20 protein-coding genes and 1 tRNA gene are annotated in these 23771 nt (G+C 52.6%); 8 read left to right on the plus strand and 13 right to left on the minus strand.

Annotated elements, in window-relative coordinates; genetic code table 11:
- Positions 1–59 precede the first annotated feature (59 nt).
- The 3 genes from GO984_RS12720 to GO984_RS12730 form a co-directional block, all read right to left on the minus strand.
- Entirely contained in the window at positions 60–1574 is a 1515-nt protein-coding gene (locus GO984_RS12720; protein ID WP_157022899.1) for a tripartite tricarboxylate transporter permease, read from the minus strand.
- 1 nt (position 1575) lies between these two features.
- Positions 1576–2070: a tripartite tricarboxylate transporter TctB family protein gene (locus GO984_RS12725; protein WP_157022900.1), complete on the minus strand. Its 495-nt coding sequence runs from the start codon at positions 2068–2070 to the stop codon at positions 1576–1578.
- 110 nt (positions 2071–2180) lie between these two features.
- The gene (locus GO984_RS12730; RefSeq protein ID WP_157022901.1) at positions 2181–3164 is read right to left on the minus strand and encodes a Bug family tripartite tricarboxylate transporter substrate binding protein; all 984 of its coding nucleotides are present in this window, start codon (positions 3162–3164) and stop codon (positions 2181–2183) included.
- A 104-nt stretch (positions 3165–3268) separates the two neighbouring features.
- Here GO984_RS12730 and GO984_RS12735 point away from each other — a divergent pair, with 104 nt between their 5' ends.
- The 3 genes from GO984_RS12735 to GO984_RS12745 are packed head-to-tail and all read left to right on the plus strand — an operon-like array spanning position 3269 to position 6338.
- Entirely contained in the window at positions 3269–3934 is a 666-nt protein-coding gene (locus GO984_RS12735) for a response regulator transcription factor (RefSeq protein WP_157022902.1), read from the plus strand.
- Positions 3931–5316: a sensor histidine kinase gene (locus GO984_RS12740; protein WP_157022903.1), complete on the plus strand. Its 1386-nt coding sequence runs from the start codon at positions 3931–3933 to the stop codon at positions 5314–5316. The genes GO984_RS12735 and GO984_RS12740 overlap by 4 nt, the downstream gene beginning before the upstream one ends.
- A 32-nt stretch (positions 5317–5348) precedes the next feature.
- Complete coding sequence (locus GO984_RS12745) at positions 5349–6338, plus strand: ABC transporter substrate-binding protein (protein WP_245231095.1); 990 nt, start codon at positions 5349–5351, stop codon at positions 6336–6338.
- A gap of 10 nt (positions 6339–6348) precedes the next feature.
- Here the strand turns inward: GO984_RS12745 and GO984_RS12750 are convergent, their stop codons facing one another.
- Complete coding sequence (locus tag GO984_RS12750) at positions 6349–7083, minus strand: aspartate/glutamate racemase family protein (protein WP_157022905.1); 735 nt, start codon at positions 7081–7083, stop codon at positions 6349–6351.
- Between the two features lie 23 nt (positions 7084–7106).
- On the minus strand, positions 7107–7799 hold the full coding sequence (locus tag GO984_RS12755) for a GntR family transcriptional regulator (protein WP_157022906.1): 693 nt from the start codon (positions 7797–7799) through the stop codon (positions 7107–7109).
- 128 nt (positions 7800–7927) lie between these two features.
- On the opposite strand from GO984_RS12755, the gene GO984_RS12760 reads away from it, so the two are divergent.
- Entirely contained in the window at positions 7928–9619 is a 1692-nt protein-coding gene (locus GO984_RS12760; protein ID WP_157022907.1) for a thiamine pyrophosphate-binding protein, read from the plus strand.
- A gap of 88 nt (positions 9620–9707) precedes the next feature.
- Here GO984_RS12760 and GO984_RS12765 read toward each other — a convergent pair whose 3' ends face one another.
- From GO984_RS12765 to GO984_RS12780, 4 genes are all read right to left on the minus strand, one after another.
- Positions 9708–11021, minus strand: a complete 1314-nt coding sequence (locus GO984_RS12765) for a TRAP transporter large permease (RefSeq protein ID WP_138162114.1) — start codon at positions 11019–11021, stop codon at positions 9708–9710.
- Positions 11018–11731, minus strand: a complete 714-nt coding sequence (locus GO984_RS12770) for a TRAP transporter small permease (RefSeq protein ID WP_157022908.1) — start codon at positions 11729–11731, stop codon at positions 11018–11020. The genes GO984_RS12765 and GO984_RS12770 overlap by 4 nt, the downstream gene beginning before the upstream one ends.
- A gap of 71 nt (positions 11732–11802) precedes the next feature.
- Positions 11803–12777, minus strand: coding sequence for a TRAP transporter substrate-binding protein (locus tag GO984_RS12775; protein WP_425339652.1), 975 nt, complete (start codon positions 12775–12777; stop codon positions 11803–11805).
- Positions 12778–12824: 47 nt separating this feature from the next.
- Positions 12825–14066 carry an NAD(P)/FAD-dependent oxidoreductase gene (locus GO984_RS12780; RefSeq protein ID WP_157022910.1) on the minus strand — a complete coding sequence of 414 codons (1242 nt, stop codon included), beginning with the start codon at positions 14064–14066 and terminating at the stop codon, positions 12825–12827.
- A gap of 149 nt (positions 14067–14215) precedes the next feature.
- Between GO984_RS12780 and GO984_RS12785 the strand changes: the two genes are divergently transcribed.
- Entirely contained in the window at positions 14216–15118 is a 903-nt protein-coding gene (locus GO984_RS12785) for a LysR family transcriptional regulator (RefSeq protein WP_157022911.1), read from the plus strand.
- Positions 15119–15476: 358 nt separating this feature from the next.
- Positions 15477–16427 (plus strand): class I SAM-dependent methyltransferase, encoded by a 951-nt coding sequence (locus GO984_RS12790; RefSeq protein WP_157022912.1) that lies wholly within the window; start codon positions 15477–15479, stop codon positions 16425–16427.
- Between the two features lie 177 nt (positions 16428–16604).
- On the opposite strand, the gene GO984_RS12795 is transcribed toward GO984_RS12790, so the two are convergent.
- Positions 16605–16691: transfer RNA gene (locus GO984_RS12795), tRNA-Leu, on the minus strand.
- Between the two features lie 217 nt (positions 16692–16908).
- Positions 16909–18627 (minus strand): caspase family protein, encoded by a 1719-nt coding sequence (locus GO984_RS12800; protein WP_157022913.1) that lies wholly within the window; start codon positions 18625–18627, stop codon positions 16909–16911.
- A 129-nt stretch (positions 18628–18756) separates the two neighbouring features.
- Between GO984_RS12800 and lipB the strand changes: the two genes are divergently transcribed.
- On the plus strand, positions 18757–19410 hold the full coding sequence (gene lipB / locus GO984_RS12805; RefSeq protein WP_157022914.1) for a lipoyl(octanoyl) transferase LipB: 654 nt from the start codon (positions 18757–18759) through the stop codon (positions 19408–19410).
- 11 nt (positions 19411–19421) lie between these two features.
- Here lipB and GO984_RS12810 read toward each other — a convergent pair whose 3' ends face one another.
- Together GO984_RS12810 and GO984_RS12815 are read right to left on the minus strand one after the other, a co-directional pair.
- Complete coding sequence (locus GO984_RS12810; protein ID WP_157022915.1) at positions 19422–21128, minus strand: alpha/beta hydrolase; 1707 nt, start codon at positions 21126–21128, stop codon at positions 19422–19424.
- 233 nt (positions 21129–21361) lie between these two features.
- Entirely contained in the window at positions 21362–21784 is a 423-nt protein-coding gene (locus GO984_RS12815; protein WP_157022916.1) for an HIT family protein, read from the minus strand.
- 313 nt (positions 21785–22097) lie between these two features.
- Here GO984_RS12815 and ctaD point away from each other — a divergent pair, with 313 nt between their 5' ends.
- The gene (gene ctaD / locus GO984_RS12820; RefSeq protein WP_157022917.1) at positions 22098–23771 is read left to right on the plus strand and encodes a cytochrome c oxidase subunit I; all 1674 of its coding nucleotides are present in this window, start codon (positions 22098–22100) and stop codon (positions 23769–23771) included.

Below are 23771 nucleotides of genomic sequence, written 5' to 3' on the forward strand. Positions count from 1 at the left end.
GGAATTTCCGGCGGTCAATACGTAATCAGAGGGGCCTGCGCCCCCCCAATTTGTTAGTGTTAATCGCCGTCAGCGATGCCCTTGGCGCGGTTTCGTGCTCTCCGAGCGCGATAGCTGGGCAAAACAATCAGGATCGCAGCTATTCCCAGAAGGCCCAACGTCATTGGCCGTTCCACGATAAACTGTATGCCATCATATATTTGCATCGAGCGCGCAAAGTTATCTTCCAACATTGAGCCAAGGATGAACCCAATCAGAAGTGGCGCCAGAGGATAGTCTGCAAACCGCAACACCGTTGCGCATATCCCAAGCCCCACCAGCAACAGCAGCTCAGTCGCGTTATTCTGACCGATATAGGCGCCCATCATGGTAAAGAACAGAATGAACGGGATCAGGTAGTTGCGAGGAACGGCCAGGACTTTGGCGATGTAAGGGATCAACGGCAGGTTCAGGACCAGCAAAACCAGGTTACCGATATACATCGAAATGATAACCGCCCAGAAGATCTCTGGCTGATCCACCATCAATCGTGGACCCGGGTTAACATTCAGCGCAATCAAGGCCCCCAACAGGATCGCAGTGGTTCCAGACCCTGGAATACCCAGTGTCAGCAGTGGCACAAACGAACCGGTACAGGCTGCATTGTTAGCAGCTTCAGGTGCAGCCAAACCTTTGACCGATCCCTTACCAAACTGATCCTGTTCTTCTTTGGGCGCAATGTTACGTTCCACAGCATAGCCAAGGAACGAAGCGATTGTCGCGCCTGCCCCAGGTAGCACACCGATCAAAAAGCCTTGAATTGACTGGCGACCAATGACAGGTGCAATCGACTTGGCTTCAGCTTTAGTGATCCGCAGATCTTTGATTTCGCCGCCGGTTTCGTTGTTGGACCGCGAAGGATCCAGTACCAAGTACAGCGCCTCAGGCAGAGCGAACATCGCCATCGCCAGGGTAATAAAGCCAAAACCAGACTGCAGGTCCATGATGCCCATGGTAAAGCGCGGCAAGTTGAACAGCGCGCCTTCGCCCACTGTGGCCATGATCAGCCCCAGAACGGTCATCAACATCGCTTTGGCCACCTGACCGGAGCCCGCGAATGCAGCAATGGCAGACAGGCCAACAACCATGAGTGCAAAGTACTCGGACGAGTGGAACAGCAGGGCCACGGTAGCCAGTGCCGGTGCAAAGATCATCAACAGGATGGCACCGATAGAACCACCACAGAAAGATGAGATCGCAGCAACGGTCAGCGCCTTGCCCGCTTTACCAGCGCGCGCCAGCGGATAGCCGTCAAACGAGGTGGCTACGGTTGAGGCTACCCCCGGTGCGTTGATCAGAATCGACGAGGTCGAACCGCCAAAAATGGCGCCGTAGTAAACACCAGCCAACAGGATCAATGCGGCAGATGGATCACCGATGGTGATCGCTACGGGGATCATGATGGAAATGATGCTCATCGGGCCCAGTCCGGGCAGCATTCCGATGAACGTACCAATCAGACAGCCGCCGATGACCATCATTAGGTTTGTCAGTGTAAAGGCCGTGGACAGCCCGATCATAATGCCTTCGAGCATATCAGCCTCCGGTTCCAAAAACATATGGCAAGGGTCGCAGATAGATCCCAAGCACTTGTTGCACTAAATACCAAACCAACCCGGTTGCCAGTAGCGTCACCGGCAGTAAGAACTGCAGTTTCCGCTCCCCCAAAACCATCGCTCCGAGGGTTAGAAACGCGACAGTGGAAATCAAGAAACCAACAGGCCGCAGCATCAGCGCATAACCTGCCATCATCGCCAGCAGCAGCAGCGCCTGGCCCAAGTTGTAGTCCATCAAACGGCGGTAATTGATATCGCCTTCTTTGGCTTCGTCATCACCTTTTCCCTGCCCCAGCAGGATAATCAGCGCACATGTGATAGCCAAAACTGAAAGTACCTTTGGAAAGGTACTGGGCCATATTGCGTTGCGTTGCATGAATGGCGGCAGACCGGCATCCATGGTGAAAAAGGCGGCGTATCCATAAGCCATGCAGATCATTAGGATGATCAATGCGATCCAGCGATCAAGCGCCATAGGATCCTCCCAAACGTGGTTTACCCTATCCAACCCATATAGGGCACCAGATCAGAGTATCGTAAAAAAGCCCGGGGCAGGACGAGCCCACCCCGAGCAAATGCTCTGACTTAACGGAAGCCAAGCTCGGACATCAGATCGCCAATGACCTTTTCCTGCTCTTCAAGAAAGCTGACAAAGTCTGGCCCACTGTTGTGGATGTTGACCCATCCGTTACGCTCACGCACAGCTTCCCACTCAGGGGTGTCATACATTTTGCTCAGAGTGTTCTGATAAACGGCCAGACGCTCGTCAGACAGGCCTGGTGCTGCAAAGAAACCGCGCCAGTTCACAAACTCGGCTTCGATGCCCTGCTCTGTCATAGTTGGCGCATCTGCATAGGCCGAAACCCGGTCACCAGAGGTCACACCGATGATTTTGACTTCACCTGCATTTGCCAGATCTACTGCTTCAGAGAAACCAGTCGACAGAGCCGCGATTTCACCTGACAACAGGGCTGCCATAGCCATTCCACCAGCGTCGTAAGGGATGTACTTGACGGCTGTTGGATCTTCACCTGCGGCCTTCATGACCATCGCTGCAACCAAGTGGTCCATGCCACCCGGAACCGAACCACCGCCGATGGCGGTTTTACGGGGATTGGCCTTATACGCAGCAATCAGATCACCCATCGAATTGATTGGGCTGTCTTTGCCAACAACAAACGCAGCATAATCGCCGATCGTGCCAGCAACCATAGTCAAGTCGCGGAAGTTGTATGGGAAGACCCCTGTCAACGACCGGATAACGATAGGTGTTGAGTTCACCATCAGTGTTCCGTGCTGGCTTTCTGCATTCTCGATCATAAAGCCGATCGCCTTGCCGCCGCCGCCGCCTGACATATTTTCATAGCTAGCAGTGCCTACGATGCCTGCTTTGGTCAGCGCTTCGCCTGTACCACGTGCAGTACCGTCCCAACCACCACCGGCACCGCCGGGGATCAGAAAGTGTAGACTGTCCAGAGTTTTTTCCTCAGCTACTGCTGGGGCACCAAGCGCTACAACAGCCGCAGCAGCCGCCATCATCGCACGTCGAGTCAGTTTCAAGTTAATCATTTTGTCCTCCCATTTGACAATTCACGGCTTAGCCGCTCATGACTAAAAGGATCACGGCAAGCTGACACAAACCTGTCACGGTAGCAGAAAGGACCATTGACCAGATGCGTTTCCTATTGGTTGAAGACAACATCAGCCTAGCCACCGCGGTTTTGGACCGGCTGCGGATGGACGGTCATGTCATCGACCACGCCGCCAATATTGCCGCAGCCGAAGACTTTTCAGCCACCGCGGACTACGACTTGATATTGTTAGATATTATGCTCCCAGATGGCGATGGTCGCGCCTTTCTTAGGTCCCATAGAAACAGGTTGATGGAAACTCCGGTTATCGTCCTCACGGCTCGGTCAGAGGTCTCGGATCGGGTTGGAATGCTGGATTTGGGAGCCGATGATTATATCACCAAACCGTTTGATTTCTCAGAGTTGGAGGCACGCTGCCGGGCAGTATTACGAAGGCATGGCGGAGACAGTTCCAACCAAAAACGATTCGGGGACCTCGTTTTCAACCCTCTTGCAGGAACATTATCGGTCGGCGACAAGACCATTACCCTGCGTAATAAAGAATTACGATTGTTGGAAATTTTCCTCAGCGGTCCAGATCGTATTTATTCCAAGCCCAAGCTGGTAGATCGCTTGTTCTCTTATGACGAAGACGTTTCGGAAAATGCCATCGAAGTCTACGTCGGCCGGTTGCGTAAGCACCTGTCAGGTTCCGGGGTCGAGATTACCACAGTGCGGGGACTCGGATACCGGATGTCGCTGGCATGAACGAACCGTTGCAAACCAGTGGATCTCTGCGCCGTCGACTAATGTTGCAACTGGTTGGCAGCGCTGCATTTTTGGCGACGCTGTTGTTTTTTGTAGTGTTGGGGTTTGCACGCGATGTTGCGCAGCAAACTCATGACAGCATCCTGCTGGCCTCAGCCACCTCGATCATGGATTCAGTTTCCGTACAAGCCGATGAAATTACCGTCGACATTCCATACGCGGCTTTGTCTATGCTGGGGAATGTCAGCAATGACAGAGTGTTTTATCGCGTCTCGACACGCGACGACGTACTGACTGGATATGAGAACCTTCCAACAACCAGCCAAAGCGTTCGATCTGGGCATTCAGCCTTTGATACACTGACTTACAAAGGTGACAGTATTCGCATGGTGACCTCGTTACGGCGCCTGTCACTGAACGGTGCGCCAGCCGACATCATTATCTCCGTCGCTCAGACTCGTGAAGGTCAAGCCGCACAGCTTGCACAGTTGTCGCGATCAGCGATGCAGCTTGGACTAGGTTTCTTTCTGGTGGCAACAATACTGGCAATCTGGGCCGCGCAATCCAGTATTAGACCGCTGAAACAACTCACCGAGGCTGTCTCACGACGTGGTCCCAAGGACCTGCGGCCAGTTCAGCGGCCTGTCCCTAGCGAAATGATCCCGCTAGTCTCCTCTTTGAACCGATTTATCGGCCGACTACGGGTGTCGTTGACAAGGTCGGAAGATTTTATTGCCGAGGCGGCTCATAGAGTGCGCACACCGCTTGCAACAGTCAGAACTCAAGCGGAAATCACTCTGCGTAGGGTAGACAGAGCCGAAAACCGCGCCTCGCTGCGTGAAATGATCCGCGCCATAGACGAAAGCTCACGTGCCGCCGGGCAACTGTTGGATCATGCCATGGTCACCTTTCGTATTGATAGTTTGGAGCGCAAGGCGATTGATCTAACTGAATTGGGGCGAGAACTGGTTGACCGACTTCAACCGATTGCGGAACTGAAAGATATAGATCTGCATTTCTTCGGAAGCGGAAATCCAAAGATTACCGGTGACGCGATATTGATCCAAAACGCTGTACGTAACATTTTGGACAACGCTATCAAATACTCCCCAAATGAAAGCGCAATTCAGGTAAGCACCCGCCAAAACGGAAATACCGCACGTATCCAAGTTGAGGACGAGGCAGGCGGATTTGTAGGAATGGACACTGATGCACTTACCCAGCGGTTTACACGTGGCGAAAATGCGGCTGGCACTATCGGCTCGGGACTGGGGCTCACCATCGCCCGTGAAGTCGTCGAAGCTCACGGTGGCGTCCTAATAATTGAAACCAGCAAGACCGGAACAGGCGCATGCGTATCTCTTTGTTTTCCTTTGCACTAATCCTATCGAGCGTTTTCTCCGCGGTGCTGACTATGCCCACCACAAGTCGTGCGTTTGAGGTCGAGGAAAACCGGTATTTTGGTCCAAAAGACAGCGATGCTCTCAAAATACTTTCAACCACCGACACGGACCTTTTGGCGCCGTTGATTGGCAGCTTTCTCGCACTAAATCCCGGCGTTGCAATCGACTACACCAGCGTCAGCAGCGCCGAGCTGATGAAAGCGGTCATGCTTGAGGGGGCGGAATTCGACCTCGCGCTGTCTTCGGCTATGGATCTGCAGGTTAAGCTGGCCAATGATGGCTATACGCTTGCACATTATTCGGACTTGATTGATTTGGTCCCAACCTGGGGAACCTGGCGCAACCATGTCTTCGCATTCTCACAAGAGCCCGCATCAATTGTGATTTCTCCTGCAGCATTTGCAGGGCTGGAACTTCCTCGCTCGCGGCAAGAGCTGATTTCGCTGCTTCGCAAACACCCAGACCGGTTTCGAGGACGCATAGGGACTTATGACGTCCGCAACAGTGGTCTGGGCTATTTGTTTGCAACCCAAGATGCGCGCACATCAGAATCCTACTGGCGGTTGATGGAAATCATGGGAGGGCTAAAAATCAGGTTGTTTTGCTGCTCCGGGGACATGATCGAAAATGTAGCGCGTGGAGACATAGCCGTCGCCTACAACGTACTGGGCAGCTATGCGCGTGCGCGCAAGGATCTGGCCTCCCGGATCACGATTGTTGAGCCAGAAGACTACACCAACATGATGCTACGCACCGCTGTTGTGTTGCGAACAGCAAAGCACCCTAAACTGGCAGGAGCATTTATTGACCACCTGCTCCGCGCGGCCTGGGACACACCGGACGTGCCCGAATACCCATTTCACCGCTACCCCATCTCTGACGAAGCCCAGAACGCCCCTTTTCGCCCGATCCAGATGGGGCCTGGGCTACTTGTTTTTCTGGATCATCTAAAACGTAAACGGTTCCTGGCCGAGTGGCACAGCACGGTACAACAGAACTAGGCCACGGCAGTCACCAACGAGGATCATCCAGTTCAAGTGGAAACCCGCGCGGCATAATTCCTGAATGGAACCACTTAATAAACGAATAGATCGAGAACACCGGCAACCCAGTGACTTTGCGGATGTCACGGGCATATGGCACCATATTGGTACATTCCAACACGATGGCGCCAACATCAGGGTGGCTCTGTACCATCTCAAGCCCCGCATCAATCATGTCCAAACGGCACGACTCAAAATCTATTTCCAATTTATCGCCCAAGATGCTCGTGGTGAGGTTACGTCCGCCCTCTGTGCCGACAATTGGTGTATCGACTGGGGCTCCAGCGGCAATCAAGTGCTCGTCTGTCAGTGACGTTTTTGATATAGTGATCACGCCACAGCGTTTCCCCGCTGGCAACAGATTTTGCACCATAGGCACCTGCATCAGTGACGAGGTCGCCACCGGTACACCCAGCGCCTGTTTTATGTCGTCCTGAATCAGCGCCAAAAAACCACAATTGGTGGTGATGCCATCACAGCCAGATCGCACCAGATCGCGCCCTGCTTCGATGAAATTATCGATCAATTCAGTAGGGCTATTGCGTACCACTTTGTCCGGTGTGGCACCCGGAACAACCCGGTATTGAACTGGGAAATCCCAGGTCATCGCATTTCCCATGTCACCGTAGATTCGGGGAAATTGGGTTTCCAGCATCAGGATGCCAACTGTGGCCCCATAAACGGTTTTACCGCCCTGTTGCATTGGGAGTCCTTCCTAGTGATCTTCTAATCTTGCGGCACATATAATTGCGAAAATGCAATTTGCACTGCTTCGGTCGCGGCTTCTCGTCGTTTCTCAATGTGTCCTCGCATTGCAGCCTCCGCAGCAGCTGGATCTCGGCCTGACAGCGCAAGGAAAATTCGGCTATGCGCTGACAATTCACCCGGCACCCGTTTGCCGGTTTTGTCGCGTAGGCGTTTGAGATCAATCAGACGGATATAGCGGATGCGATCATTCAGGTTTCTCAGCATCCTTCCCAGTTCATCATTCCCTGACAACTGCGCTAACCGTAAGTGGAATGCCTCATCCATCGCAAGTTGCTCCGCCGGATCAGAGCCGCTCTCGTAATCCGGTTCTATCTGTTCAAGATAATCTCCGAGTGCCGTGATCTCATGATCTTTTGCGCGTCGACAGGCTAGCCGTAACGCCTCACATTCAATCGCCACCCGCGCTTCATACAGGTCGAGAATGTATTTTGGCGTCAACGAGCGACAGAAGAACCCCCGGTTATTCTGAAAGGTAAGAAACCCCTCTGCGACCAGACGGTTAAGCGCCTCTCGCAATGGCGTACGACTGGCACCCAGCAGTTTGGACAACTCGCTTTCGTTTATGCGCTGATCAGGTTTGAACGCAAAATCCGCCGCCATCTGACGCAGCGCTTCATACACTCTATCCACGTTGCTTAACTGCTTGGACATTTTGCGGCTCACCTTGAGTTTAGGTAACGCTACAAGGGAATTGACATGAGCGCAAGTTTGTATTCTAAATTGTATACAATTCTGTATGCGCCACTTTCCAGAGCGCATTTTAGTCAAAGGAAATCGGAATGACATCCAAATTGAATGGCGCCGAAGCCATGGTTCAAATGCTCGAGGCGCACGGGGTAAAACATATTTTCGGGCTTTGCGGCGACACGACACTGCCCTTTTATGATGCAATGCTGCGTGGCGATCATGGCATGACACATGTGCTGACCCGCGACGAGCGGAGCGCGACATACATGGCTGATGGCTATTCGCGCGTGACCGGCCGGGTTGGTGTTGCAGAAGGTCCATCTGGCGGGGGCGCAACCTACATCCTACCCGGCCTGATTGAAGCGACTGAGAGCTCTTATGCTGTGTTGGGCATCACCACAGACATATCAGTTGGGTCGTATGGGAAGTATCCGCTGACCGAAGTCGACCAAGACAGGTTGATGCAGCCACTGACCAAGTGGAACACGGTGATCAAACAGTCGGCGCATATTCCGCGTATGGTACGCACTGCGTTTCGCGCCATGACGACCGGTCGTTCAGGGGCCGCGCATCTTGGCCTGCCCTACGACGTTCAATACGATCAGGTCGACCCGTCAGATATCTGGGCTGATCCAAAGCACCAGAGCTACCCCGCCTATCCACAGGCTCCGGAACAAGGCGCTGCTGAAGCCGCCGTGGACGCAATCTTATCCGCTAAAAATCCGCTGATCGTCTGTGGTGGTGGCGTTGTGATATCCGGCGCAATGGAGGAGTTGTCTCGCCTCGCGACCCGACTCGATATTCCTGTGGCCACCTCGATCTCCGGTCAAGGCTCGCTCGCCGAAACCCACCCCAACTGTCTGGGTGTTGTTGGCTCGAACGGCGGCACAGATCAAACCTGGGAGCTGATGGAGCAAGCCGATCTTGTGGTCTTCATGGGATGCCGTGCAGGCTCAACCACAACCTCCCGCTGGGAAGCCCCCACTGCAGCCGCTCGGATCGTACACTTTGACAATGACCCCATGGTGATTGGTGCAAACTACCGGACCGAAGTGGGTGTCGTTGGAGATTTGCGGCTGGCCCTCGCTCAGGTAAACGCAGTTTTAGATGCGGGCGATCAGGGTGCTGATACCTTCGGTGGCGCAACCGCCATTGCCGACATCAAAAAGCGCAAGTTTGACGTGTTCCGGAAATTCGCTGCCAGCGATGAAGCACCAATTCGCCCCGAGCGGGTGATCGATACCTTGATGAAGGTGCTGCCGCCTGATGCAACTGTAGTGTCAGATCCCGGCACCAGCTGCCCCTATTTCTCGGCCTACTACCAGCTGCCTCAGGCAGGGCGTCATTTCATTACCAACCGCGCACATGGGGCACTTGGGTATTCGCTATCTGCGGCTCTGGGCGCATGGTTCGGGCGACCTAGCAGCAAGGTCGTGGCCCTGATGGGGGATGGTTCGTTTGGGTTCACAGTGGGTGAACTGGAAACCGTGTGCCGGTGTCGCGCGCCAATTACATTTGTTGTGTTCTCCAACTCAAACTTTGGCTGGATCAAAGCGAGCCAGCATGCAGACAAGGATGCGCGCTATTACAACGTCGACTTCAACCGCACCGATCATGCGGCTATCGCTGCTGCCTATGGGGTGAAAAGCTGGCGGGTTGAAAACCCTGCGGATCTGGAACGAGTGATGCGGGAAGCGGTTGACCATGACGGGCCGACATTGATTGATGTGGTGACACAGCCGCTAGAAGAAACCAACGCACCTGTTCGGCGTTGGATGGGCTAAACGGTCTCTGCACCTGCAGTCCATGCCCAATAAAAAGACCGCCCCAGCCAATGGCCGGGGCGGTCCTTTTTGTTTTCGGTTTTCTGAGTTAGCTTCCAGGCCGCGAGCGGATGTTTTCTGGTAACCACGTGGCCAGTTCAGGCCAGACCACCAAGATCACAACCATCAGCAACATCAGGCCAACCATCGGGATGGCGGTTTTTGAGATGTAGGAGATTTCGTGTTTGGTCATGCCCTGCAGCACAAACAGGTTGAAACCAATCGGTGGCGTCACCTGTGCCATCTCGACGACCACAACAATGAAGATACCAAACCAGATCGGGTCAATTCCAGCCTGACGGATCATCGGCTCGATGATCGCCATCGTCAGCACAACCGAGGAAATCCCATCCAGGAACATACCAAGGAAGACATAGAATATGGTCAGCGCAACGATGAGCGCCAATGGTGACAGGTTCAAAGTATCAATCCAGTCAGCCAGCGCCCGCGGCAGGCCAGTGAAGCCCATTGACAGTGACAGGAAAAAGGCCCCCATCAGGATCAAGGAGATCATCGCCGACGTTCGTGTGGCCCCCATGAGAGACTCGGTAAACGTGCTCCAGCTAAGCGAGCCCTGCATAAAGGCAAGCGTCAGGGAGCCAAGCACACCAACAGCGGCAGCTTCTGTGGCTGTGGCAAAGCCAAGATACATCGAGCCAATGACAACCGTAACCAACATAAGTACTGGCACTAGGAAACGGCTCTCGGCCAGCATGGTTCCAAAACTCATCGGTGGTTCCGGATCTGGGCGCGGCCCCTTGGTGAAGAAATGCCAACCCATGATGTAGAGAGTGAACAGGCTTGCCAGCACCAGCCCAGGAAGGATCCCAGCCATGAACAGTTTGGTGATCGATTCATTGATCGTGACCCCATAGACGATCAAGGTCAGGGATGGCGGGATCATCAGGCCCAGTGTGGCTGCGCCAGCCAGGGTACCGATGATCATGTGCTCGGGGTAGCCGCGTTTACGCAGCTCCGGGATCGACATTTTGCCAACCGTGGTCAGGGTAGCGGCAGATGACCCGGAGACCGCAGCAAAGATCGTGCAGCCGGCAATATTGGTATGGAGCAACCCACCCGGCAACCAGCGCATCCAAGGCGCCAGTCCGCGGAACATATCCTGCGATAATCGGGTTCGATATAATATCTCCCCCATCCAGATGAATAGCGGCAGAGCGGTCAGCGTCCAGCTTGAAGAGCCAGTCCAGATGGTTGTGATCATCGCATCCCCAGGCGGGCGAGAAGTGAACATGACCATGCCAACCCAGGCCACGCCCATCAGCGCCAGCCCGATCCAAACTGAACCACCCAAAAGGGCGAACAGTACGAACAAGAAAATAATGGTAGTGTAGAGCTCGCTCATTCGACCGCCTCCGAAATAATGCTAGACTGGCGGGTGACCAGAAGCCGGGTCAGATAGTCCCAAATGGCGACAGCCAGCAGGACCGTGCCAATCGACATCGGTAGTTGTGGCAGCCAGACTGGAGTGTAGACCCACTCTGATCCGGTTTCGGCCCAAATCTGCGCCCATTTGCTGGGTGCGTTTGCGAACATGGAAAAAAAGGACAAAAGCCACTCGGGCACAAAGTCCTGCCCTTGCGTGCGATCGTTCAATAGTTTCGATAGCACGTTAGTCTTGATCGCGTAGCGCGCAAAATACGTCGCTGTGATCGCGGCAATCCACATCGCCAATGCATCCAACCAAAAACCCAAAAAACGGTTCATATTCAGGAATATAGACACCCGGATATGGGCGCCACGGGTCAGCGCATGGGCCATCGCCAAGAACGATGTGGCCGCCATCGCATAGCCTGCATACTCGGTTGATCCGGAAAATGTCACGCTACTCCAGCGGGAAATCATCTGCCCTATAATCAACAGAAGAATGGTTACCATAAAGCAGGCCGCCACCACTCCGGCGCCTAGATAGATACGATCAAGCACGCGCCAGACAGGCGTCAGCAACCGCTCCGCTGGTTTTCGATAAAGCAGACAAAACGCTGCCAATATGGTTGGAAAAATGAAAAGCCATACCCATAACGGCAGGCCCAGAAAAGGTTGCCAGTCGCGCAATACCCTATCCCCCGGTCAGATGAGACACGGCCCCACGCATAGATGCGAAGGGCCGTGAAATTTGTGTGGCTTTAGTTGGCGTTATAAGCGTCAAGGATCGCTTGACCATCTGCGCCGGTGTCCTTCAGCCAAGTGGCCTGCATGTCAGCACCGATAGCTTCCAGTTCTTTCAGGAAATCAGCGCCAGCGTTTTCAACTTTCATGCCGTTTGCTTCAAGCTGCTCAAAATACCAACCTGCAAGCTCCTCTGACTTGGCAGAACATGCAGCACCCGTTTCGTCGGCAGCCTTTTGCACAGCAGCCTGTGTGTCAGCGTCCAAGCCTTCCCAAACACCTTTGTTCACCATCACATAGTTGCGTGGCAACCAGGCGTTGACCTTGTAGTAGTTGGACAGATGTTCCCAAACTTTACGGTCGTAACCAGTAGACCCTGACGAGATGAATGCCTCGGCTACACCTGTGGCTAGGGCTTGGCTCAATTCTGCCGCTTCAACCTGAACTGGGACCATACCGAGTGCCTCAGCAAAGGTGGCAGTTGCTGTGTTGTATGAACGAAACTTGACGCCCTGGGTGTCAGCAGACGAGTTCACGTCTTTGTTGAAGTAGAAACCCTGCCCCGGCCATGGGCAGGTGTACAAAGTGACAAGATTTATATCTGCCAGCTGCCCGTTGACTGTATCCTTAGCTGCTTCCCAAAGCTTAGCGTTGTCAGCATAGGTTGTGGCAACAAACGGCAGGTTATCCCAACCCAGAAGTGGCACTTCGTTAGCGTGGGCTGCCATGAAACGTTCCCCGATTGGCACCTGTCCAGTTTGAATAGCCCGCTTGATTTCGCCGCCTTTGAATAGCGAACCACCCGGGTGCACAGTGATGTCCAGGTCACCGCTTGTGTACTCACGCACTTTGTCTGCAAACACGACACCCATTTCCGAGTGGAAATTGGTGGCCGAATAGGCCATTGGCATGTCCCATTTCTCTGCCGAGGCTGCGGTAGCGCCCAGTGCAATGGTCGAAACAGTTAGCGCGGCTTTTACTGAGTATTTCATGATCATTTTGATCTCCCTGTTGATTATTTTATTGTTCTGTTGGCCTTTTAGGCGAACCGTTTTGGCTCGTAAGGCTTCATATCCATATTGTTGCGCTGGCCGCAGATCATATCCGCCACCATGCGTCCGGTTTTAGGTCCGCCCGTCAACCCGATGTGATGGTGACCAAAGGCAGCGTAGACCCCGGAAGTCCCCACTTCGCCGATCAACGGCAGGCTGTCAGACGGGGCTGGCCGAAAGCCCAGCCACTCTTCTTCGCTGCTGGCCGTCATGTTAGGAAACACTTCCCGAACCTTTTTGCGCATCAGCTTAAGTGGTGCCTTTGACGGAGTATCCTGTAACCCACCAAATTCAACAACACCTGCGCACCTTAGCCCCTGATCCATTGAAGTCGCAACGAATTTCCCAGACGTTAGCATCAGCGGGTTGTTGGGGGTCTGTGAAGGATCTTTGAACAAGATGTGATACCCTCGTTCAGCTTCGAGTGGAACATTAAGGCCCAGCTTCTGCATCAGAGGTTTTGACCAGACCCCTGTTGCAAGCACCGCTTGATCGCAATCAAACCGCCCCTGCGTGGTTTCAACCGCACTGATACGCCCGCCACTTAGGTCAAAATCTTTGACCTCGGCCTGAACAAATTGTCCGCCCAACTGCTTCAACAGCTTGACCAGATCCTGGACATAGTGGCCGGGATTATGGATAAACCCATGGTTCTTGTTCACAGCCAGCAGTTTAACGGTCTTCGCCAGAATTGGTTCTTTTTCCTGAACGGCGGCCCCTTCGATCAATTCAGGCACAAAACCAGCTTCGCGCCGCAGCTCCCATGTGTAAGCATCTGCTTCAAAGGCAGCCCGATCTGCATAGGCAATATTGTATTCGCTTTCCTGCACCCATCTGGCCGCTTCGGTACCCGCAGTGAGCGCTTGGTGCTGTTCCAGGCTATCTCCAACGATATGGGTAAGCCCTTGGGCAATGCGACGGGTGTCACTGTCATTGGCATTTGACAGGTAGCGTAGCAGCCAAGGCAGCAGTTTGGGCGTGTAACCCCAGCGCAAAAACAGTGGGAAATTTGGGTCCGCCAGATACTTGGGGCCCTTGGTGATCAGGCCCGGAGCAGTCACTGGCACCATGGAGCATGCAGCCAGGATGCAGCCATTTCCATAAGACGCGCCCATACCCGGCTCGCCTTTATCGATTAGCGTCACTTGGTGCCCAGCGCGGGCTAGCCAGATCGCAGTGGCAGCACCAACAATACCTGCTCCAACAATTATTGTATGCGATTGGGTCATTTACAGGCTCCGGCAGGTTTTCCGGTCAGGGGTTTGATTAGTCGTGGCACATTGATTTCCATAATTTTTTGCTACCATGCCCGCAGGGATGTATCATTTCAAATATGAATTTCTGGCCATGCCATCATTTTTTATGATATATATGTGTCATGCACCTTAGATTTCGCCAATTACAGGCCTTTCACGCCACCATCGAAACCGGCACCGTTACCGGCGCGGCCTCTATACTTGGGGTATCGCAACCTGCGATTTCCAACTTGCTGCACCAGCTAGAACGCCAGACCCGTTTCAAGCTATTCGAGCGTATCAAAGGCCGACTGGTCGCGACCCCAGAGGCCAGTCTTCTTTATCAGGAAATTGACACCGTTGTGCGGGGTTTTGATCATGTAAGTCAGGCGGTTATCGATCTGCAAAACAAGCAAGCTGGACAGCTCCAGGTGGCCTCACAACACTCGATGTCATTTGGTTTTATGCCCAAACTGATCGCTCGGTTTGCTCATGGCCGACCGGATATGACAATTTCTTTTCAGTCGCAATATTCAGCCAAGATCCAAGAGTGGGTAATGTCGGGGCTATTTGAAATCGGCGTCTGCGAAATTCCTGTCCTGCATGACACCCTGGAAGTGCATCCGATCACCGTCGAAACCCTGATCGCGATGCCAGAAGATAGTCCGTTGGCGCAGCACCAAGTCTTGACCCCAGAGCTATTGGATGGCGTGCCATTTATCGTCATGGGGCCTGATCATATGACCCACCGCCGTACACGAGAAGCCTTTCACAGTGCAGGTATCCCATTGAAAACAAGGGTTCACTCTCATTTATTCAAAAACCTGCTGAGTTTTGTCAAAGAAGGTATGGGCGTATCAATCCTCGATCCCTTTGTGTTGGACTTTGATTTTGAGGGCGGCTTTATCACCCGCCCCTTTCGTCCCTCTATCATGATGGAAATGGCAGTAATTACTTCCAAAACACGCCCTCTGTCTGCAATTGGACAGGACTTTCTATCTTTGCTTCTATCTGAATTAGAGACCTATTCGCCACCTGTCCGATAGCCCACACTCCCCTTTAGCAAAGCCGAAAAGTTAAGGTCTTACGCATCAGATCTTGGCAAGTCTGCGATACTGTAAGACTTGTTTGTACTGAGCCCGGCCAAGTGTGGATAGAAAATGAGCTTTACCACATTCCCAGATGACATTTTTGCAAGATAAGAACTCATGTGGAGTTTCGCGCTGGCTCAATCCCCCTCAGTCCAAACCCACCAAACGCCCATACCCTTTCGCCGAATACCTTCTAACTGCACCCACTAGCGTAAAATCAAATGCGTGATGGATTGTTACGTTGGGCGGCATTGATGTAGGTATGAACAATTAGAACCTGCTTGATACTTGGTAATTAGGATGGGTAACGGAAATGAATCCAGTTGTGGCAGCACTCCGTACGGCAGCATCGCCCAGAATACGTCTTTCAGATCTTGCGACACAATCGTGTCCATGCTGTCGAAGAAAAGCCACCTCAGTCTCTCGCTATCCTGCATTTGTCAGCAAATTTTTTTCTGGATTGCTACTCGCTCATTGCGACAATTGCGGGACCGGATGGGTACCGATCCCAAATCTCGATCTCGATACCTACTATGAAAAACACTACGCGAAAGAGGTTCGTAAAGATCGATTGTTCGAAGGGAAGTTTTACGGGCCGGACAATCCGGTCTGGTCAAAAGAAAAACACGCAGTGCGCGACCGTGCAAAGCGACACGCTGATATACTTCACCGAATTGCCCCAAACGCGCAGGACGTGCTCGATATTGGCTGCGGCGAAGGTTACTTGCTCCACAATATTAACGTGCCGCGAAAATTTGCGCTGGAGTCAGACGAGAACGTCCAGGGTATTTTGCAAGAAGAAGTGGGCGCAACAATGATCGGACAGCTACCAGAGAAACCCACGTTTGACGTGATCGTGGCATCCCATGTTGTGGAGCATTTTACCTATGACACTGTGCGCGATTATATGTTGGGTTTTATTGCAGCGCTAAAACCAAATGGCGTTGTTTTAATAGAAGTACCGCCGGGTGCCTGGCAACTAGAGGAGTTCGCGGCCGGAAATCGCCCTCCCAACCAAAGGCTTGAACCGCATACGTTGTTTTTCTCCTCTTACGCCATGAATATGATGCTGCTGGATTCAGGCTTCGAGATCGTGCAATCGATACGCTGCCCATGGACTAAAAATCATATGAATGATTTCAAAATTAAGAAACAAGTGCCCGAAAATGTTTACAACGATGCCGACTATGTTTTTGTTGGACGCAAACCAGCAGGACAGACAGTTTGGCCAGGGTTGGTTAGAAAGTTACGGGCCTTGACCTGAACCACCTTGGCTTGGGTATCAAACACACAGATCACAGCACTACTTGTACAATGGTCCTAGTAGTCAGCAATTTTGCCCATCCCCGCAGACCGAAAATCCGTAGAACCGACGCGCAAAGAGATTGAGGGAATGGAAATCCCACAACAAATATCATTTATCAAGAACAGGGAAAGTAGTTGGTGCGGTCGAGAAGACTCGAACTTCCACGGGTGTTACCCCACAGCGACCTCAACGCTGCGCGTCTACCAATTCCGCCACGACCGCACTGTCAGGCTTGGTAGGGCGGCGTATAGACGAGGTCTGCAATGAAGTGAAGTCGAAAGTTGCCTCCATTGGAAAATTGTTTTCCAACAGCCCATTCACTGAACTCAAATTTGCATGCCCGTTCTAGAACTATAGTCAGAACATTGAATTAAAACACAAATCCAGACCAAGAAAGTGGTCCGGATTTGCAATTCTTCGCCCTCTTACAAATAGATCATCAATTGCCAGATCCCTGCGCTGTGCGGGCCAGAAACAGATCACCGGACATCTGATCGTAGTAGGCTGGAAACTGGTCGTGATTGACCTCAGACGCCAGAACCTGAACATCTCGGCGAACCTGCTTGGCCAACTGATGCAGCGTCATGCTTGGGTCCTGCAACCGGGGCAGCAGCGCTCGGGTAAACACCGAGTTTGGATTGGCATCATTGTCAGACAGGCGATCAAGTGCGGTCTGCCCTGCCCCGGCGGAGTAAAGAATAAACGCTCCTTCAGGCGGATCCATCCGTACCAGTCCCCGGCTTCCACCCACCGAACGTTTGCCATCGGATGGGAAGGGATTGTTGCGACATGCATCAAGAATCATAACAGTGGTGCGTGCGCCTCTTTTTTGAAATGTCTCAAGAACGCGATCAGCTGCAATACTTTCTCCAGTCAGAAAGCTCTCATCTCCCAAATTGATCACTGGCACATCAGATGGCAGCAAAAAATTTCGCCCTTCAACTTCAACGCCGTGCCCCGCGAAGTAAAACAGAACTTCGTCTCCGGGATCGATTTTATTGGCCATAGTGGATACAGCACCATTTATGTCTCGACGACCGGCATCGTACAATGTGCTCACTTCAAAGCCCAGACCAACCAATGTCTGGCTGATTGCCTGGGCGTCATTGCGAGCTTTTTGCAAAGCTGTAACATTATCATAGTTGTCTACACCGATGACCAACGCCCACCGCTTGTTCTGAGGCACAACAGCCGGCTGCGTTTGCTGAGGCGTGGCAGAGGCTGTTACGATCTCTCCGGAATTTGGCAATGCGGCAACAACAGTACCCAATGGTGCGGCCTGTGTTTGTCCATTTTGGAAGACTTGACCTTGTGGGGCAGTCTGTCCCTGAGCCGCAAACTGTGCCTGTGGAACAAATTGCCCTTGAGGTGACTGCTGCACTTGCGGTGCGTATTGACCTTGAGGCGCGGTGTATTGCCCCTGCCCTGCATACTGCCCTTGAGGAGCATATTGACCCTGAGGCGCTTGCTGTCCCTGCAGTACGTATTGTCCTTGCGGGGCATATTGTCCTTGCGCGCCATAGGTCTGCACGTTTGCCTGGGCACCTGCGTTATAGTTCGGCTGCTGCCCTGACTGTCCATACTGCTGTGGAGCGCCATATATGTTTGGGTTTGGGTTGGTGTTCACCATCATCGTTTGAGGTTGATTAAACTGTTGCTGGTTTTGCATCGGCATATTTGGCTGCGGCACCATGCGTTCTGACAGATAGATCTTCAACAACCCTCGTGGTCCGTCCGGATGAGCCATCGCTTGTTGCGAAGCCAAATAGCCGCTGGAAACCGCTCGCTTGTACGAACTGATCAAGAGTTCCTGCCCGTAAGGGCTAAGCTGGCCCGAGACAGGATATCCGAGATAAGCTTGATATTGAGAAACCGCCGTTTTGGTCTTTCGTCCAAGCTGACCGTCAACCGATCCTGCATCAAATCCAAAATAATTGAGAGAGGTTTGAATCTCTTTCCCTTCCTGAGTGGAGGGTAACCTCGATCTCTGCGTTCCACCTCGTTGGCGACGTTTACCGCCATTGGAAAGCGCACCGCCAATCAATCCACCAATAAGAGCCCCGGCGGCAAAATCACCGGCATCTGCTGATACCCGCTCTACGGGTGCTAATACCAAAGCACAGGAAAATATTGCTGTAGTTAAGAATTTAAGTTGCATTTCAATCTCCAAAATCACTCGCGTACCAACAACTGACTTAACAATAACTGATAAACACATCTTGAAAAGGCTGGAATTCACCACCCCAAAACACCTATGAAGGCATAAATGGCAATAACGAGATTAAATATGGTTGAATGGATCACCAGCGACGGGCTGACCGACTATGATGAAGCCGTGACTTTTATGGAAAATCGGGTCGCAGCCATAGCATCCGGCAAAGCCGAAGAATGCATCTGGTTGGTCGAGCATCCACCGCTTTACACTGCCGGGACCTCTGCCAAGCGTGAAGACCTGACCGATCCAGACCGGTTCCCTGTCTATGAGAGCAAACGCGGCGGCCAATATACCTATCACGGCCCGGGCCAACGGGTTGTCTATGTGATGCTGGATGTTGGCAAGCGCGGTCGGGATGTGCGGCGTTTCGTGCAACAGCTAGAACAGTGGGTGATCTTGACCTTGGAGCAGTTCAATATCACCGGGCACATCCGCGAAGGTCGCGTCGGCGTTTGGGTAGAGCGAGACGACAAGCCGCTGACTGCCTTGGGTGCAAAAGCCGAGGACAAGATAGCAGCAATAGGAATCCGGCTACGAAAATGGATCAGTTTTCACGGCATTTCTATCAATCTCGACCCTGATCTCAGCCATTTTGACGGCATTGTGCCCTGTGGCATCACTGAGCATGGGGTTACAAGCCTCGTTGATTTGGGCCTGCCCGTCAGCATGCCTGATGTTGACGTCGCTCTGCATCATGGCTTTGGACAAGTTTTCGAAACGGACTGAGCGAGCCCCCCCTACCTGTCCGCCAATTCCTCTAACGCTGAGAATACCAATTCCGGGCGGGTGTATAACAGCAACCCTCCGCCGCCATGGCACAGCCGGACCTGTACATTACTTCGCCCTATCATTGCTCGCTGCAGGCGCTCAGTCGAAGTGACCTGATCGCCTTCACCATGCAGGTAGATTACCGGCGCTGTAGGGCCATCAATGTGACGTCGCCAATCGTTAACAATCCAATGAAAGTCGGCCATTAGCCCCGTACACTGCTGTATCAAAGACATGTCATGACTGGACTGAAGAAGCGCCGTCATCGTTGGGCTTTCCAACAGATCATTTGCGTCGCCATCAATTCCAGACTGCGATCGAGCGAGTGTCATTAAACCATTCTGGCGAATTGACCTTGCCCAGTGCTTAACCACTAAGGGCATAATCTTTGGGCTATAGCTTGCAGTCAGCGCCATCATCCGCAGATGCCCTGTCAGGCTGGACAACTCTCGCAGGTTCTGTGTTGGCCCCATGCCTGAAACAATTACAGCCCCGGCGACCCGGTCGCGCAGTCGACGTGCTGCTATATGTGCAAATGAGGAGCCCCCCCTGTGCCCCAACAGAATCGGACGCTGCAGGTTCTCCTGTTCCAGCAACCCTTCGAGCTGGTCAATGAAAATGTCAAAACTGCGTTCTGGCATTGGCGTAGGGCCGGAACACCCATAGCCACAGCGCAGCGGAGCATACACACGAAACCCGCGTTTCCTGAACTGTGATTGCAGCCGTTGCACCCCAGCAATGCCATCCAATAGGCCGTGCAGAAAGATAACCGGTTGCCCGGTGTCCGCGCCTATCTTGTAAAACTGTAGCGGATGATTGCTCGAACGCACCAACCTTCCTTCTGGGGGTGGTTCGACACCGCTTGCAATCCGATCATCCGTAGCAAGCTCGTCAATGAGAAAGCAGAACAGGCGGAGCATTTCAGCCAACCCCGGGGCGCCGGTCTTGGCAATGATCACTTGTAGCTGTGCATCAATGTCAGCCAACCCGCCTCGGGTGGTTTGGGCTAAATCCTCGAGGCTTACCCCCTCGAATACCTTACCTAACAACTCCAGTTCTTGTAGATGCAGCCCAAACGTCGCCCCTAACATTTCTTTCGCACGTTTTGTCCAATCAAAATCCAAGGCTTCTATCATCACACCAAAAGAGGCCTGTAGACCGTATCCGCTGCTGACAGATCTGCACAGCAACCTGCGCGTCCCATCGAGCCTTAGCAAAACCTCAGGACCTTCTCGGCTGTAGGCAGGCAGCCCCAAATGTGACAATCGGCGTTTGATACTGGCTTGACCCGCCAGGTTAAGATCTAACGCTGTCAGCACATCAGCATCACGCTTTTGCAAGAAGACCCTTGCGACGCGACTGGCACGGGAAACTTTTCCGTCTACGTCCAATAGTATCCAAAAATTATCGCCTCCTTCGAAAAATTGCGTAGGCTTTGGGCGACCGGATCTACTCCACTGTTGTTCCAGGATCTCGACAGCACGGGCAAAATGCAACGCAAGATCCCGATCTGCTCCTGGCTTTTGCAGCTGTGAGTGTGGAGTAACTTCAGCGGGCCTAGAAACGTCTTCTTCCGTCGGCTTCAAAAAGAAATCGCACAACTCAGATCGAATTACGGTTTCATATATAGCAGCAATAGTCTGATGCTGAGACAAGGCATGTACACGCTGTAACAATGTCACATCGCTCCTCAAAGAAGTCTTCGAATCAATTATTAACTGGCCAATACGGCAAGCCTGATAAGCAATATTTGAACGTAAAAAGCTATCAGCATTATATGAATAAACTATTTATCAAGAAATTGCATTATCGAATGTCAACTCAACGTATAAATGTACGTAACACCAGCAGAAGCCAAAAGGACTTCCGCGCCGCGAAATTCAGATCAACGCTTTTCGAGCAATGATTTTTACAACTCTAGCAACGTGTTGCGAATTTTTTCCGCATTTTTCTGAATAACACCTTGATCGCCCATCGTTCCTGGCGCCCTAAGGTGATCACCAGCCTGCCGTGGGAGCAAATGGAAATGCAAATGGAAGACTTCCTGTCCACCGGCGGCTTCGTTGAATTGTTGCAACGTGATTCCGTCAGCGTCAAAACACGACATTAGCGCACGGGACATTTTCTGAACGGTCTTCATCACCGCCGTTAGCTGGTCAGGTGTTGCATCAAGAACATTACGGCAAGGTGTCTTGGGAATAACAAGAATATGTCCATCAGCACGCGGCATAATATCCATAAACACCAGCGTTTCACTGTCCTCGTAGACCCGAGTAGCTGGAATTTCCCCACGTAGGATTTTGGCAAAAATGTTGTCCGTATCGTAGTTCATGGTGCGTCCTTGCAAGATTGCGAGCTGAATTGACCCTTTTAGGTTCCACATTCAGACCGTCAAGACCTGGTCCTTTAGATGACCGCGCAGACGACAGCCTGTTCGCAGTACGTACCAATGCACTACGAAAACTCCCATTCCTTAATTCCGGCCGGTCAGTTTTCAACCAATACAGAGGGGGGCGCGTCAATTTATCTTGATCCAGATCAAACTCCGCCATTGAAGGCACAGCCTTGCCACTCTAAAAACCCTATGAATCAAGGTGCCCGGAGTCCGCTCTCGGGGCCTTTCTATATATAACAGGAGGCACCAAATGGCAGACGCAGCCATTCATGGTCACGATCACGTGGACGAGCGGAGCTTTTTTACCCGCTGGTTCATGAGTACGAACCATAAAGATATCGGCATTCTCTACCTGATCGTTTCGGCACTTGTCGGTCTGATCTCTGTCACGTTCACCGTTTACATGCGGCTAGAGCTGATGGATCCGGGCGTTCAGTATATGTGTGCCGAAGGCGCACGGTTGTTTGCTGATGCTTCAGCGGAATGTACCCCGAACGGCCACCTCTGGAACGTTCTGATCACGGCCCACGGCATCCTGATGATGTTCTTTGTGGTCATCCCAGCTCTGTTCGGTGGTTTCGGCAACTACTTCATGCCGCTGCAAATTGGTGCGCCAGACATGGCCTTCCCGCGGATGAACAACCTGTCATTCTGGCTCTATGTAGCTGGTACCTCGCTGGCAGTTGCTTCGGTACTGTCACCTGGTGGTAACGACCAGCTTGGTTCAGGTGTTGGCTGGGTTCTGTACCCTCCGCTGTCGGTGAACGAAGGTGGTCTTTCGATGGACCTGGCGATTTTCGCTGTTCACGTCTCGGGTGCCTCTTCGATCCTTGGTGCAATCAACATGATCACCACATTCCTGAACATGCGTGCCCCTGGCATGACCCTGTTTAAGGTGCCGCTGTTTTCATGGTCGATCTTTGTCACGTCTTGGCTAATCCTGCTGTCGTTGCCTGTTCTGGCTGGCGCTATCACCATGCTGCTGATGGACCGCAACTTTGGTTTCGCCTTCTTTGACGCTGCCGGTGGCGGGGATCCAATCCTGTATCAGCACATCCTTTGGTTCTTTGGACACCCCGAAGTGTACATCGTGATCTTGCCTGGCTTTGGTATCATCTCTCACGTCATCGCGACCTTTGCGCGCAAGCCAGTCTTTGGTTACCTGCCAATGGTTTGGGCGATCATCGCAATTGGTGTTCTGGGCTTCGTCGTTTGGGCGCACCACATGTACACAGTTGGCATGTCGCTGAACCAACAGGCCTACTTCATGCTGGCAACGATGGTCATCGCGGTTCCAACCGGTGTTAAAGTGTTCTCTTGGATTGCCACCATGTGGGGCGGTTCCATCGAATTCAAAGCCCCTATGATGTTTGCCTTTGGCTTCCTGTTCCTGTTCACCGTTGGCGGTGTAACCGGTGTGGTTCTGTCGCAGGCTGCCGTGGATCGCTTTTATCACGACACCTACTATGTTGTGGCGCACTTCCACTACGTGATGTCCTTGGGTGCGGTCTTCGCTATCTTTGCTGGGGTTTACTACTACTTCGGCAAGATGACTGGCCGTCAGTACTCTGAGAAGCTTGCACATGTGCACTTCTGGATGTTCTTCATCGGTGCAAACGTGACCTTCTTCCCACAGCACTTCCTGGGTCGTCAGGGCATGCCACGTCGTTACATCGACTATCCTGAGGCCTTTGCCTACTGGAACTATGTTTCGTCAATCGGCGCATTCATCTCGTTTGCTTCCTTCCTGCTGTTCTTTGGTATCGTGATCTACGCTATGATGCGTGGAGCCCGTATCACCCAGAACAACTACTGGAACGAATACGCTGACACGCTGGAGTGGACCCTGCCGTCACCTCCACCAGAGCACACCTTTGAAATCCTGCCAAAGCAGGAAGACTGGGACAAAAGCCACTCCCACTAA

The organism is Parasedimentitalea huanghaiensis (assembly GCF_009753675.1).
GTDB lineage: Bacteria > Pseudomonadota > Alphaproteobacteria > Rhodobacterales > Rhodobacteraceae > Parasedimentitalea > Parasedimentitalea huanghaiensis.

Excerpts from the sequence above, each read along its gene's own strand:
- GO984_RS12725 (WP_157022900.1), bottom strand. The coding sequence starts at position 2,070 with ATGGCGCTTGATCGCTGGATCGCATTGATCATCCTAATGATCTGCATG.
- GO984_RS12800 (WP_157022913.1), bottom strand. The coding sequence starts at position 18,627 with ATGCAACTTAAATTCTTAACTACAGCAATATTTTCCTGTGCTTTGGTA.
- ctaD (WP_157022917.1), top strand. The coding sequence starts at position 22,098 with ATGGCAGACGCAGCCATTCATGGTCACGATCACGTGGACGAGCGGAGC.
- GO984_RS12750 (WP_157022905.1), bottom strand. The coding sequence starts at position 7,083 with ATGCAACAGGGCGGTAAAACCGTTTATGGGGCCACAGTTGGCATCCTG.
- GO984_RS12765 (WP_138162114.1), bottom strand. The coding sequence starts at position 11,021 with ATGAGCGAGCTCTACACTACCATTATTTTCTTGTTCGTACTGTTCGCC.
- GO984_RS12735 (WP_157022902.1), top strand. The coding sequence starts at position 3,269 with ATGCGTTTCCTATTGGTTGAAGACAACATCAGCCTAGCCACCGCGGTT.
- lipB (WP_157022914.1), top strand. The coding sequence starts at position 18,757 with ATGGTTGAATGGATCACCAGCGACGGGCTGACCGACTATGATGAAGCC.
- GO984_RS12780 (WP_157022910.1), bottom strand. The coding sequence starts at position 14,066 with ATGACCCAATCGCATACAATAATTGTTGGAGCAGGTATTGTTGGTGCT.
- GO984_RS12740 (WP_157022903.1), top strand. The coding sequence starts at position 3,931 with ATGAACGAACCGTTGCAAACCAGTGGATCTCTGCGCCGTCGACTAATG.
- GO984_RS12775 (WP_425339652.1), bottom strand. The coding sequence starts at position 12,777 with ATGAAATACTCAGTAAAAGCCGCGCTAACTGTTTCGACCATTGCACTG.
- GO984_RS12745 (WP_245231095.1), top strand. The coding sequence starts at position 5,349 with ATGCCCACCACAAGTCGTGCGTTTGAGGTCGAGGAAAACCGGTATTTT.
- GO984_RS12760 (WP_157022907.1), top strand. The coding sequence starts at position 7,928 with ATGACATCCAAATTGAATGGCGCCGAAGCCATGGTTCAAATGCTCGAG.
- GO984_RS12790 (WP_157022912.1), top strand. The coding sequence starts at position 15,477 with ATGAATCCAGTTGTGGCAGCACTCCGTACGGCAGCATCGCCCAGAATA.
- GO984_RS12720 (WP_157022899.1), bottom strand. The coding sequence starts at position 1,574 with ATGCTCGAAGGCATTATGATCGGGCTGTCCACGGCCTTTACACTGACA.
- GO984_RS12815 (WP_157022916.1), bottom strand. The coding sequence starts at position 21,784 with ATGAACTACGATACGGACAACATTTTTGCCAAAATCCTACGTGGGGAA.
- GO984_RS12730 (WP_157022901.1), bottom strand. The coding sequence starts at position 3,164 with ATGATTAACTTGAAACTGACTCGACGTGCGATGATGGCGGCTGCTGCG.
- GO984_RS12755 (WP_157022906.1), bottom strand. The coding sequence starts at position 7,799 with ATGTCCAAGCAGTTAAGCAACGTGGATAGAGTGTATGAAGCGCTGCGT.
- GO984_RS12785 (WP_157022911.1), top strand. The coding sequence starts at position 14,216 with ATGCACCTTAGATTTCGCCAATTACAGGCCTTTCACGCCACCATCGAA.